Below are 12,241 nucleotides of genomic sequence, written 5' to 3'. Positions count from 1 at the left end.
GAAAGTCAGGTGCATGGGCCGGGAGCCGGGGTTACCCTCGGGGGCGGTCCCACGGTCGGAGAATCCGCATGCGCCCCGTACTTGCCCTGTCGCTTGCGTTGTTCGCGGGCATGGCCGCCTGCATCGCCGATGCCCGGCAGATGCCCACGCCTCCGCAACGCGACGTGTCGCTGATCGGCGGCCGCATGCCGGAACCGCCCGCCACGCCGCGGCACGACGACGCCAGCGTGCTGCACGGCGTCACCGTGGCGGATCCGTACCGCTGGCTGGAAAACCCTGCCGACCCCGCGGTCGCGGCCTGGATCAAGGCGCAGAACGCGTACACCGAGCAGGTGCTGGCGACGATGCCGGACGGCCAGGCGATGAACGCGCGCGTGCGCGAGCTGGCGATCACCTCCACCACCCGCTCCGGCCCGCTGCTGGCCGGCGGCACGCTGTTCTATATGCAGGAGACACCGCCGCAAGCGCAGCCGCAGCTGATCGCGCAGCCGTGGCCGAACGGCACGGCGCGCGTGCTGGTGGACCTCAACGCGAACGGCGGCAACACCGCGATCACCGGCTACTGGCCCTCGCCCAGCGGCCGCTACCTCGCCTACGGCACCGCCGAGGGCGGCAGTGAGCTCACCACGATCCACGTGCTCGACGTGCAGAGCGGCAAGACCTTGCCCGACGCCCTGCCCTGGGCCGGTGGCGGCACCACGCCGCAGGGCGTGGCCTGGGATGCGAACGAGCGCGGCTTCACCTACGTGCGCTTCCCGCCGCCGCCCAAGGGTGAGAATGTCGTGCAGTTCCACGCCGCGCTGGTGCACCACGTGCTCGGCGAGCCGGCCGCGAAGGACGTCGCGGTGTTCGGCAAGGATTTCTCCAAGGTGGCCGAATACCGCCTGCTGAGTTCGCCCGGCGCGAAGCAGCTCGCCGTGCTGGCGAACGTGGGCGACGGTGGGCCGGCCGAGGTGTGGCTGCGCGAAGGTGAGGCATGGAAAAAGGTGCTGGGCGATGCCGCCGACGTGCGCTTCGCCGGCTGGGTGGGCCAGCGCCTGTTCGTCGCCAGCTTCGCCGGCGCGCCGCGTGGCAAGCTGCTCGCCGTCGCCGCGAACGGCAAGGTCGGCGAGGTGCTGGGCCAGCGCGAAGGCGCGTTGCAGCGGGTGGCGCCGATCGCCGACGGTTTCCTGGTGGTGCGCAGCTGGGGCCCGGACTGGTGGGTGGAGCAATACGACCACGCCGCGAAATTCGTGCGCCGCCTGCCGCTGCCCGCGCACGGCATCGGCATCGGCGGCATCGCCGGCGAGGCGGGCCAGGCGCACGCGCTGATCGGCTATGCCGGCTGGACGCTGCCCTCGCGCTGGGCCGAATACGATGCGAAATCCGGCACGCTCAAGACCGTATTCGAGGTGAAGGCCGCCGCCGACTATTCGAAGATCGAGGCGCACCGCATCGACGGTGTGTCGAAGGACGGCACGAAAATTCCCGTCACCGTGCTGGCGATGAAAGGCGTAACGCCGAACGGCCAGCGGCCGACCATCCTGTACGGCTATGGCGGCTTCGACATTCCCGTGGCGCCGCATTTCGTGGGTGCCGAGCTGGCCTGGCTGGAACGCGGCGGCGTGCTCGCCTACGCGAACCTCCGTGGCGGCAACGAGAACGGTGAGCTGTGGCACGCGCAGGGCCAGAAACTGCACAAGCAGAACGTGTTCGACGACTTTCATGCGGCGGCCAAGGCGCTCATCGCCACGCACTGGACCGACCGCACCCACCTGGGCGCGCTGGGCGGCAGCAACGGCGGCCTGCTGATGGGCACGCAGATCGTGCAGCATCCGGGCGACTACCGCGCCGTGGTGGGCATGGTCGGCATCTACGACGTGATCCGCCACGAGACCGAGTTCGCGAACGGCGCCTACAACGTGCCCGAGTACGGCACGGTGGCCGATCCCGCGCAGTTCAAGGCCACGCTCGCCTACTCGCCGTTGCAGAACGTCAAGCCGCACACCGCCTATCCCGCGGTGCTGCTCACCACCGGCGCGAACGACCCGCGCGTGGCGCCGTGGCAGTCGCGCAAGTTCGCCGCTGCCCTGCAGAACGCCAGCAGCTCGCAGCCGCCGATCCTGCTGCTCACCCGCATGAACGCCGGCCACGGCATCGGCGCACCGTTCTCGCAGCGCGTGGGCAACACCGCGCTGATGCTGACGTTCTTCGCGCAGGAGCTGGGCTTGCCGACGAAATAACTTCTTACCGCCCGCGGAACTCGCGCCGGTACAGCGACGGCGTGGTGTGCAGCGCGGCGCCGAAGTGCTGGCGCATGGACAGTGCCGTGCCGAAGCCGGCGCGTTCGGCGATGCGTTCGATCGGCTGCGCGGTGGTTTCCAGCAGCCGTTGCGCCAGCGCCAGCCGCTGCGTCAGCAGCCACTGGCCCACGGTGGTGCCGGTGTGCTGGCGGAAGTGACGGGTGAAGCTGCGCCGGCTCATCGCGGCGCGCACGGCCAGCGAGTCGAGGCTGTGCGCGGCGTCGAGGTGGCGCGCGGCCCAGTCCAGCGTCTTGGTCAGCGGCGTGTCGCGCGACGTGGCCAGCACCGGTTGCTCGATGTATTGCGCCTGGTTGCCCTGCCGGTGCGGCGGCACCACCAGGGTGCGCGCCATGCGGTTCGCCGCTTCCGCGCCCAGGCGCTGGCGCAGCACGTGCAGGCAGCAGTCGATGCCGGCGGCGGTGCCGGCCGAGGTGAGCACGTCGCCCTCGTCCACGTACAGCACGTCGGGATCGAGCCGCACCTGCGGGTAGCACGCGGCGAAGCGCGTGGCCCAACGCCAGTGCGTGGTGGCGCGGCGGCCGTCGAGCAGGCCGGCCTCGGCCAGCACGAAGGCGCCCACGCACAAGCCCACGATCAGCGCGCCGCGCGCGTGCGCCCGCCGCAGCGCGGCCAGTAGCGGCGCGGGCGGCGTTTCGTGCGGATCGCGCCACGACGGCACCACCACGATGTCGGCCCAGGCCAGCGCGCGCAGGCTGTGTTTGGTCACGATGCCGAAGCCGGCCTGGCTGCGCAGTTCGCCCGGCTCGGCCGCGCACACGCGCAGCTCGAACGGCGACGGCTCCGCGTCGGCGGTCTCGCCGAACACCGCGCACGGCACCGACAGGTGGAATGGCCGGATGCCGTCGAACGCCACCACCGCCACGCGCTGCTTCGTCGTCATGTGGATGCCCTCGACCAGTGTGGCCCGATTCTAACCAAAGCTGGCATTCGGGCCACTGCCGCCGGATCGAGCGGACGCGGATCATGGCGGCACCGGGACGAACCGTCCCCTGCCTTCGAGGAAGAGCCGCCATGACCGAAGTCCAGCAACCGCGCCGCGCCCTCGTCGTGGTCGACGTGCAGAACGAATACGAGAGCGGCGGCCTGCGCATCGCGTATCCGCCGGTCGCCGATTCGTTGCGCCGTATCGGTGAAGCGATGGACGCCGCCCGTGCCGCCGGCATCCCGGTGGTCGTGGTGCAGCAGATGGCACCCGCCGACGCCCCGCTGTTTGCCGAAGGCACGCATGGTTGGCAATTGCACGAGGTGGTCGCCGGCCGGCCGCGCCAGCACTTCGTGCAGAAGAAGCTGCCCAGCGCGTTCGCGGGCACCGATCTCGCCGCGTGGCTGGCCGCGAGCGGCATCGACACGCTCGTCGTGGCCGGCTACATGACCCACAACTGCAACGACACCACGATCAAGCACGCCTTCGATGCGGGGCTGGCGGTGGAATTCCTGATGGATGCCTCCGGCAGCGTGCCCTATGCGAACCGCGCCGGCAGCGCCACGGCGGAGGAGATCCACCGCGTGTTCGCGGTGGTGGAGCAGTCGCGCTACGCCGCGGTGATGACGACCGACGAATGGATCGGCCACCTCGCTGCAGGCACCGTGCCGGAGCGCGACACCATCCACGCCTCGCACCAGCGGGCGCTGGCGCAGCTGGCCGCGGCGGCCTGAGGCAGGGAGGCGGAGATCGCGGGCTCGGCAGGCGCTAAGCTGTGGGTCTTTCCGCCGCGATCTCCACCATGTCCGAGCTGCTCCCCGCCATCGAACACGAAACCGCCGCCAGCCCCCGCTACAGCGTGATCTGGCTGCACGGCCTGGGTGCGGACGGCCACGATTTCGCGCCTATCGTGCCGGAGCTGGTGGCGGCGGACTGGCCGGCGCTGCGCTTCGTGTTTCCGCATGCGCCGGTGCGGCCGGTGACGGTGAACGGCGGCATGCCGATGCGCGCCTGGTACGACATCGTCGGCTTCGACTTGCTGGCGCAGCAGGACGAGGCGGGCATCCGCGCCTCGATCGCCGCCACCGAGGCGCTGATCGCGCGCGAGAACGCGCGTGGCGTGCCCGACGAGCGGATCTTCCTCGCCGGCTTCTCGCAGGGCGGCGCGATCGCGCTGGCCGCGGGTTTGCGCCATGCATCGCGGTTGGCTGGCATCGTGGCGCTGTCCACCTACCTGCCGATCGCCGACACGCTGGCCGCCGAGCGCAGCGCGGCGAACGCGGCGGTGCCAATCTTCCAGGCGCACGGCAGCTTCGATCCGGTGGTGATCCCGCCGCGCGGCAGTGCCAGCCGCGATCTGCTGCAAGGCCTGGGCTATCGCGTGGACTGGCACAGCTATCCGATGGCGCACGCGGTCTGCGCCGAGGAAATCGCCGACCTGCGCCGCTGGCTGGGCGCGAGATTGGGCTGAACTGGCGCGACGCTGCGGCATACTGCGCGCATGCGCGAGCCCTTCTTTCGCCACCCCGACGAACCCAGCCCGCTGCCGGACTTCTGCAGCCTGCCGGTGCTGTTCACCCTGCTGGTGACCGGCGCGCTGGCTGCGACGGTGGTGTGGCTGGCCGCGGGCGACCATCGCGACCTCTCCGGCTACAGCGTGGGCATCCTGTTCGTGACCTGGCTGGCGCTGGTGATCGGCGTGGTGCTGTGCCTGCTGCGCACGTGGCTGCAACGGCTGCCGGGACACCTGCCCTACCTTGCCGCGTGGTTGCTGATGATGCCGATCGTGGGCGCGGCGAGCTGGATGGCGCACGGGCTGGACGAGGCGCTCCAAATGGGCCTGCTGCGCGACGGCGCGGCGGCCTTCGTGCGCGACAACGTGCTGATCGCCGCCCTGCTCGGCGCGGCGATCCTGCGCTACTTCTACGTGGCCGCGCAGTGGCGGCTGCGCCTCGCCGCGGTGAGCCGGGCGCAGGTGGAGGCGTTGCAGGCGCGCATCCGCCCGCACTTCCTGTTCAACAGCATGAACACCGTGGCGGCGCTGATCCCGCTCGACCCGGCAGCGGCCGAGCGCACGGTGGAGGACCTGGCCGAGCTGTTCCGCGCCGCACTGGGCCAGCACGAGGGCCTGGACGAACGGGGCGACGGCACGTTGGGCGAGGAACTGGCCCTGCTCGACCGCTACCTCGCGATCGAGCAGCTGCGCCTGGGCGAACGCCTGCGCGTCGAGCGCGCACTGGACGACCTGCCGCAGGCGTTCCCGCTGCCGCGCCTGCTGTTGCAGCCGCTGGTGGAGAACGCGGTGCGCCACGGCATCCAGCCGCTGCGCGAAGGCGGCACGGTGACGTTGCGCGGGCGGCGCGACGGCGCAGCCATCGTGATCGAGATCGCCAACCCGTTGTCGTCCGCGCCCGCCCGCAGTGGCAACGGCCATGGCCTGGACAACGTGCGCCGGCGCGTGGCGTTCCGCTACGGCCCGCGCGCCGCGGTGCAGGCGGGGGCGCAGGGCGAGCGCTACGTGGTGAGCCTGCGGCTGCCGTTCGAGACGAAGGGGAATGACGATGCGCGTGCTGATCGTCGATGACGAACCGCTGGCGCGCATGCGCCTCGCCACGCTGCTGGGCGAGTGCGAAGGCGCCGAGCTGGCCGGCAGCGTGGGCGACGGCGAGGCCGCGCTTGCCGCGCTCGCCGAACTGCAGCCCGACCTGCTGCTGCTCGACATCAACATGCCCGGCCTCGACGGCCTGGCGCTGGCCGCGCGGCTGGCCGGACGCGCGCGGCCGCAGGTGGTGTTCTGCACCGCCTACGAGAACCACGCGCTGCACGCCTTCGAGCTGGACGCGGTGGATTACCTGCTGAAGCCGGTGCGGCTGGAACGCCTGCGCGGGGCGCTGCAGCGCGCGCGCAAGCGACTGGCGGACGCGCCGCGTGCCGCCACCGCGTGGCTGCACGCGCGCGTGCGCGACGAGCAGGTGCGCGTGGCGCTGGACGAGGTGATCTGCCTGCTCGCCGAGGAGAAGTACGTGTGCGTGCGGCACACCGGCGGCGAGCTGCTGATCGACGAATCGCTGCGCCAGCTGGAGGAGGCCTACCCCGAACAGTTGATCCGCCTGCACCGCAACTGCCTGGTGCCGCCCGCCCGCCTGCTGGGCCTGAAACCGCTGTCCGACGGCCGCGTGCTGGCCCGCCTCGCCGGCACCGACTTCAGCCCCGAGGTGAGCCGGCGCAACCTGCCGGCGCTGCGCAAGCTGCTCAGGATGGGGTGAACGCTGGTTGCGCGGCGCGTCGATTCGTCGCTGCCTGCGCAGCCATCGCTGCATCGGCGACAATGGCGCACAAGCCAGACCGTGGAGCCCGCATGACCCCGAACACCTTGCGCATCGCCACCCGCAAGAGCGCGCTCGCGCTGTGGCAGGCCGAGCACGTGGCGGCGCTGCTGCGCGCGGCGCATCCGGGGCTGGCGGTGGAGCTGGTGCCGCTGTCCACCCGCGGCGACGAGATCCTCGACCAGCCACTGGCGACGATCGGCGGCAAGGGGCTGTTCCTGAAGGAACTGGAAGTGGCGATGCTGGAAGGCCGCGCCGACCTCGCCGTGCATTCGCTGAAGGATGTGCCGGCCGAACTGGAGCCGGGTTTCGCGCTGCCGGCGATCCTGCCGCGCGCGGATGCGGCGGACGCCTTCGTCAGCAACGACTGTGCCGACCTCGCCACCTTGCCGCCGGGCGCGAAGGTGGGCACGTCCTCGCTGCGCCGGCAGGCGCAGCTGCGCGCGCTGCGGCCGGACCTGGAACTGCTGGATTTGCGCGGCAACGTGGGCACGCGGCTGGCGAAGCTGGATGCCGGCCGTTACGACGCGATCGTGCTGGCCTGCGCGGGGCTGGAGCGGCTGGGCCTGGCCGCGCGCATCCGCAGCCGGCTGGCCGCGCCGGACTGGCTGCCGGCACCGGGGCAGGCGGCGATCGCGATCGAGGCGCGCGCCGACCAGCCGGCCACGCTGGCCCTGCTCGCGGTGCTGGACGACGCCGACACGCGGCAGGAGGTCGGCGCCGAGCGCGCGATGAACCAGGCGCTGGGCGGCAGCTGTACGGTGCCGGTGGGCGCATGGTGCACGCTCACCGAACGCGGCCTGCACCTGCGCGGACTGGTGGGCGACGCGGCCAGCGGCCGCCTGCTGCACGCGCAGGCGGACGGCGAGGATGCCGAGGCGCTGGGCCGCGCGGTGGCCGCGGCGCTGTTCGCGCAGGGCGCCGCGGAGTTCCTGGGCGCATAGACACCGAAACGAAAACGGCCCCCGCCGAAGGCGGGGGCCGTCGATGCTTCCCGAATCCCAACCCTCAGAAGTTGTAGACCAGGTTGGTGGTGGTCAGCGTGTCGGTCTTCCGGATGCCGGGCAGCACGTCGCTGTTGCGGCGCACCTGGAAGCCCACCTTCAGCGCCAGTTTCTTGGTCATGCTGACGGCGAGGCCGGCGTCGTTCTGCAGGTAGGTGTTCTTGGAGCCCGCTTCCGTCAGGAACGTGTCCTCGAACGAGGTATTGTCGGTGAGGCGGAACTTGTAGTTGACCAGGCCGCGGGCCACCACCTCGTGCTGCACCGTCTGCCGTTCCTTGGTGACGACGCCGGCGATGTCCACGGTGAGGTCGGCCGGGCGGTACTTCTTGTAACCGGGACCGATTTCGAACGACAGCTCGTTGCGGGCGTCCTTCAGCGCGATGTAGCCGTAGCCCAGCGAGACCACGCCCTGCCACAGGTTGGCGCCGAACTGGTCGTGGTCGTAGCGGCCCGCGCCCACGATGTAGCTGCGCGGATCGAGCTTGTAGCCGACCGAGGCGCCGCCGTCGTAGCGGTTGGCGGTGGTGTTGAATTCGTTGATGGTGTTGCCGTTCTGGTCGATCACCTTCTGCTGCACCTTGGTGCGCAGCACGTCGAGGAAGAAGCTGTTCTTCCACTGCTCGTTTTCCTGGCTCAGGCCGAGCTTGGCGTTGACGTTCTGCGAACGGGTGTTGCCGGTGGCGGAGGCGAAGCCGAATTCGCCCGAACCGCTCCAGCCGCCGTTGTTGGTGGCGCCGTTGGCGTCTTGCGCCTGCGCGCCGAAGCTCGCGCATGCCGCCAGCAGCAGGGCGGCCATCAGGGTCTTGTTCATGGGTGGATATCCGTTTCGTTAAGCAATTGTAAGTGGCACACCTTAACGCAACGGCTTGAATTTTCAATGAACACGGGCCGATCAGGCCGCTTTTGCACCCACGGCGTCGGCCAGCGCACCCTCGTACAGCCAGCGTTCCAGCAATTGGCCCAGCAGGCAGCCGGGCGCGGCGAGCGCGGCTGCGAGCAGGTTGCCGGAAGCGCCGCCCAGCAGCAGGGCCGTGCAGGGCAGTGCGTAGCTCAGCAGCGAGGCGACCAGGCGCACGGGGAAGCGGCCGCGGTTCGCCGCGTCCTCGCCGGCGGCGGTTTCAGGCTCGCGCAGCGATTGCCACAGCCCGCTTTCCAGCAGGCCCTGGCCGAGCGCCAGCGCCAGCAGCAGCAGGACCCACAGGTAGGCGCCGCGGCCGCCAATGAACTCGTCTTGCGCCAGCACGCTCAGCCACAACCAGAGGCCGCCGATGTAGGCCGCGATGGTGATGCGGCAGGCCGGCAGCAGGGCGGTTGCGCGTTGCAGCGTGGGCGGCAGGCGGGCACGGTCGTCGTGGGTGGCCAGCAGCAGGCTGACTAGGCTGCACAGCATCAGCGCCGTACCGGCCAGTCGGGTCACCCAGAAGCTGTTGTCGCCATGCGCCAGGCCTGCCACTGCCAGCACCGGCAACCAGGTCGCCAGGGCCATCAGTGCGGAACGCGTGGGGCGGTGGCCCGGCCGCGGCAGCCAGCCGTGCCAGCTGGCCAGCCCGGGTATCCGCAGGCAGGCCAGCAGCAGGCCGCTGCCTGCCAGCACGGCGCCCAGCCCCAGCGGGATCAGGGTGCCGCTGCGGCCCGGCGGGCTCAGCCCCAGCAACAGCGACAGGCCCAGCCACAGCCAGATCCCGTAACCGGTGGTCGCCAGCACCTGCAGCAGTGCCGCGGCGCGGTTCGAACGGGCGGACGGCACCGCTGGCGTCGCCATGTCGGCCGCGATCGCATCGGGCCACTCGCGGGTGGACTGCATGGAGGATTCCGTCGGGGAAGGCGGGGTTGCAAGCTTAAGCCAGCCGTCACGGATGCGGGTTAGCCAAACGTTCGGCAGGCTTGCGGGCGCCGGCGGGCGTACCCATGCTAGGAGGCTCACGCACCTTGCCGCGACCGCCGAGCCCGCCATGGACCGCTACGAACGCATCCTCACCCTGCATCGCCTGCTGAAGTCGGCGCACTACCCGGTGCCGCTGCCCAAGCTGATGGACGAGCTGGAGTGCTCGCGCGCCACGCTGTACCGCGACGTGGCCTTCCTGCGCGACGCGCTGGGCGCGCCGATCGAGAGTGCGGGCGGCGAGCACGCCGCGTTCCGCTACGAGCTGGGCGAGGGTGAGCGTTTCGAGTTGCCGGGTCTGTGGCTCACCTCCGACGAACTGGCGGCGCTGCTGGCGCTGAACGAGCTGATCGGCCGCAGCGGCCCGGGCGTGCTGTCCGGTGCACTGGCGCCGTTCAAGTCGCGCATCGAGCACCTGCTGTCCGACCGCGGCAGCGGCAAGGCGTTGCCGGTCGAGCGCATCCGGGTGATCCCGTGGGGCGCGCGCAAGCTCGACCAGCAGGCGTTCCGCATCGTGGCCGGCGCGGTGCTGGAACGGAAGCAGCTGCGCTTCCGCTACCGCGCGCGCACCACCGGCGCGGACAGCCGCCGCACCGTCTCGCCGCAACGCCTCACCCATTACCGCGACAACTGGTATCTCGACGTGTGGGACCACGACCGCGAGGCGCTGCGCAGCTTCGCGGTGGACCGCATCGCCGAGGCGCAGGCGCTGGACGCGTCCGCGCGCGACTTGCCCGAGGCCGAGCTGGACCAGGCGCTGGCCTCCAGCTACGGCATCTTCGCCGGCCAGCCCAAGGCCTGGGCCACGATCCGCTTCTCCTCGCATGCCGCGCGCTGGGTGGCCGACGAGCACTGGCATTCGCAGCAGAAGGGCGAGTGGCTGGGCGACGGCCGCTACGAGCTGCAGCTGCCGTATTCCAATTCCAAGGAATTGTTGATGGACGTGCTCAAGTACGGCCCGGACGCCGAGGTGATCGCGCCGCTGTCGCTGCGCGAGGAGATGAAGATCCTGCTGCAGCTGGCGCAGGGCGCGTACCAGGCGCCGCCGCGGTAGGAGCGGTGTAGGAGTGGCTTCAGCCGCGATTCGTGTGCCCGGTCGCGGCTGAAGCCGCTCCTACGCTGACGTGGAAGGTGCCGCATAGCTGAGCTCGCCGTTCTCGATGTGCGCCGCCGAGGTCCACGGGTGCACCACGCTGTGATGCAGGTCGAGGATGTGCACCACCTCGATGCCGCGCTGCTTCAGCACGTCGGCGATGATCGAGCGGTGGCAGCGCCACCACACCGCTTCGGCGCACATCATGGCCGTGCGCTGGCGCGCGGCGAAGGCCAGCATGGCGGCCAACCCCTCCGCGAATTCCGCGCTGGCGAGGTGGTCGGCGTAGCCGCGGAACGCGGCATTGCGCCAGGCGGTGTTCGGCGAATCCGGTTGTGCCCGGCGTCGCCCGCCCAGTTCTGGAAACCATTGGTAGCCGATGCCGTGTGCCGGCAGGCTCGCGGCAAGCGCATCGCGCGCGAACTGCGGCCAGCGCCGCGAGCCGGGGAAGCGGCGCACGTCGGCGATCGCCTCGATGCGGTAGGCCGCGAGCAGGGCGAGGAATTCCTCCAGCGTGCGGGTGGAGTGGCCGATCGTCCAGATCGTGGCGGGTGCGGCGGCGTTCACGCGATCTTCGAGAGCGCCTTGCCCTTGTGCATGGCGACGTGGTCGGTCTTGTCGCTCTTGATCTCGTATTGCGGATCATCCGGGCTGCAGTGGCGCGGGTGGCCCTTGTACAGCGTATCGACCGTATGGACCTTGATGATGTGGCCGGTGACGTAGCCGGCCTCGGAATTCCAGCGCACGTGGTCGCCGATGTGGAACTGCTGGCTCATGGCGGTGGTCTCTGTAGCCTGACGATGCGGCCCATGTTCGCACTGTCCGCGTGCAGCGACTGCAAACGGCAGGCGGGCGGGCTAGGATGGGCATACCTACAGGAGAAAGCCATGCAAAGCGGCAATCCCGCCCTCAACAAGAACACCTTCCTCGACGCGGCCAGCGGCGCGGTATTCCAGCACGACGGCAACGCCATGACGCTCAACGGCACGGTCAACAAGACCGGCCTGCTGCTGGTGCTGGTGGTGATCGGCGCGATGTTCAGCTGGAGCCGCTTCCACGGCGCCGAGAGCCTGCCCGCGCTGGGGCCGCTGGTGCTCGGCGGTGCGCTGGTCGGTTTCGTGCTGGCCATGGTCACCGCGTTCAAGAAGACCTGGGCGCCGGTCACCGCGCCGCTGTACGCGCTGGCCGAGGGCGTGTTCGTGGGCGCGCTGTCGGCGATCTTCGAGATGCGCTACCCCGGCATCGTGATGCAGGCGGTGGGGCTGACCTTCGGCACCATGGCGGCGATGCTGCTGGCCTACCGCAGCGGGCTGATCCGCGCCACCGACAAGTTCAAGCTCGGCGTGGTCGCCGCCACCGGCGGCATCCTGCTGGTCTACCTCGCCAGCTTCGTGATGGGTTTCTTCGGCCACTCCTTCGGCTTCATCACCGGCAGCAGCACCATCGGCATCCTGTTCAGCCTCGCCGTGGTGGTGATCGCGGCGCTGAACCTGATCCTCGACTTCGACATGATCGAGCAGGGCGTGGGCGCCGGCGCGCCGAAGTACATGGAGTGGTACGGCGCGTTCGCGCTGGTGGTGACCCTGGTGTGGTTGTACCTGGAGATGCTGCGCCTGCTGTCGAAGCTGCAGTCGCGCAACTGAGTACGCCGCGCCTGCACGGTTGACGAAACGCCCGCACACCGCGGGCGTTTCGCTGTCTGCGGCCGGTA

Annotated in this window: 13 protein-coding genes; 8 read left to right on the top strand and 5 right to left on the bottom strand. The window is 70.5% G+C overall.

Annotation, left to right across the window (positions count from 1 at the left end):
* Window positions 1-68 precede the first annotated feature (68 nt).
* Window positions 69-2,222, top strand: coding sequence for a prolyl oligopeptidase family serine peptidase (locus AB7878_RS08385; RefSeq protein WP_369493924.1), 2,154 nt, complete (start codon window positions 69-71; stop codon window positions 2,220-2,222).
* 4 nt (window positions 2,223-2,226) lie between these two features.
* Here the strand turns inward: AB7878_RS08385 and AB7878_RS08380 are convergent, their stop codons facing one another.
* Complete coding sequence (locus tag AB7878_RS08380; protein WP_369493923.1) at window positions 2,227-3,183, bottom strand: GlxA family transcriptional regulator; 957 nt, start codon at window positions 3,181-3,183, stop codon at window positions 2,227-2,229.
* Window positions 3,184-3,314: 131 nt separating this feature from the next.
* On the opposite strand from AB7878_RS08380, the gene AB7878_RS08375 reads away from it, so the two are divergent.
* The 5 genes from AB7878_RS08375 (at window position 3,315) to hemC (ending at window position 7,495) form a co-directional block, all read left to right on the top strand.
* Window positions 3,315-3,959 (top strand): cysteine hydrolase family protein, encoded by a 645-nt coding sequence (locus AB7878_RS08375; RefSeq protein WP_369493922.1) that lies wholly within the window; start codon window positions 3,315-3,317, stop codon window positions 3,957-3,959.
* A 68-nt stretch (window positions 3,960-4,027) separates the two neighbouring features.
* The gene (locus tag AB7878_RS08370) at window positions 4,028-4,696 is read left to right on the top strand and encodes an alpha/beta hydrolase (protein ID WP_369493921.1); all 669 of its coding nucleotides are present in this window, start codon (window positions 4,028-4,030) and stop codon (window positions 4,694-4,696) included.
* 30 nt (window positions 4,697-4,726) lie between these two features.
* Entirely contained in the window at window positions 4,727-5,809 is a 1,083-nt protein-coding gene (locus AB7878_RS08365) for a sensor histidine kinase (RefSeq protein WP_369493920.1), read from the top strand.
* Window positions 5,787-6,491: a LytR/AlgR family response regulator transcription factor gene (locus AB7878_RS08360; RefSeq protein WP_369493919.1), complete on the top strand. Its 705-nt coding sequence runs from the start codon at window positions 5,787-5,789 to the stop codon at window positions 6,489-6,491. The genes AB7878_RS08365 and AB7878_RS08360 overlap by 23 nt, the downstream gene beginning before the upstream one ends.
* Before the next feature lie 92 nt (window positions 6,492-6,583).
* Window positions 6,584-7,495, top strand: coding sequence for a hydroxymethylbilane synthase (gene hemC / locus AB7878_RS08355; protein WP_369493918.1), 912 nt, complete (start codon window positions 6,584-6,586; stop codon window positions 7,493-7,495).
* Between the two features lie 64 nt (window positions 7,496-7,559).
* Here hemC and AB7878_RS08350 read toward each other — a convergent pair whose 3' ends face one another.
* On the bottom strand, window positions 7,560-8,366 hold the full coding sequence (locus tag AB7878_RS08350; protein ID WP_369493917.1) for a DUF481 domain-containing protein: 807 nt from the start codon (window positions 8,364-8,366) through the stop codon (window positions 7,560-7,562).
* 81 nt (window positions 8,367-8,447) lie between these two features.
* Window positions 8,448-9,359, bottom strand: coding sequence for a hypothetical protein (locus AB7878_RS08345; protein ID WP_369493916.1), 912 nt, complete (start codon window positions 9,357-9,359; stop codon window positions 8,448-8,450).
* Window positions 9,360-9,507: 148 nt separating this feature from the next.
* Here AB7878_RS08345 and AB7878_RS08340 point away from each other — a divergent pair, with 148 nt between their 5' ends.
* Window positions 9,508-10,491: a helix-turn-helix transcriptional regulator gene (locus tag AB7878_RS08340; protein ID WP_369493915.1), complete on the top strand. Its 984-nt coding sequence runs from the start codon at window positions 9,508-9,510 to the stop codon at window positions 10,489-10,491.
* Between the two features lie 60 nt (window positions 10,492-10,551).
* Here AB7878_RS08340 and AB7878_RS08335 read toward each other — a convergent pair whose 3' ends face one another.
* Both AB7878_RS08335 and AB7878_RS08330 read right to left on the bottom strand, forming a co-directional pair.
* On the bottom strand, window positions 10,552-11,097 hold the full coding sequence (locus AB7878_RS08335) for a DUF488 domain-containing protein (protein WP_369493914.1): 546 nt from the start codon (window positions 11,095-11,097) through the stop codon (window positions 10,552-10,554).
* The gene (locus AB7878_RS08330; RefSeq protein ID WP_369493913.1) at window positions 11,094-11,306 is read right to left on the bottom strand and encodes a hypervirulence associated TUDOR domain-containing protein; all 213 of its coding nucleotides are present in this window, start codon (window positions 11,304-11,306) and stop codon (window positions 11,094-11,096) included. The genes AB7878_RS08335 and AB7878_RS08330 overlap by 4 nt, the downstream gene beginning before the upstream one ends.
* A gap of 111 nt (window positions 11,307-11,417) precedes the next feature.
* Between AB7878_RS08330 and AB7878_RS08325 the strand changes: the two genes are divergently transcribed.
* Window positions 11,418-12,173 (top strand): Bax inhibitor-1/YccA family protein, encoded by a 756-nt coding sequence (locus AB7878_RS08325; RefSeq protein WP_369493912.1) that lies wholly within the window; start codon window positions 11,418-11,420, stop codon window positions 12,171-12,173.
* Window positions 12,174-12,241 lie beyond the last annotated feature (68 nt).

The sequence above is a fragment of the Rhodanobacter humi genome (assembly GCF_041107455.1).
In the GTDB taxonomy this organism is placed as follows: domain Bacteria; phylum Pseudomonadota; class Gammaproteobacteria; order Xanthomonadales; family Rhodanobacteraceae; genus Rhodanobacter_A.
Note: the sequence above shows the minus strand (reverse complement) of the source record. Positions and strands in the feature narration are given on the sequence as shown.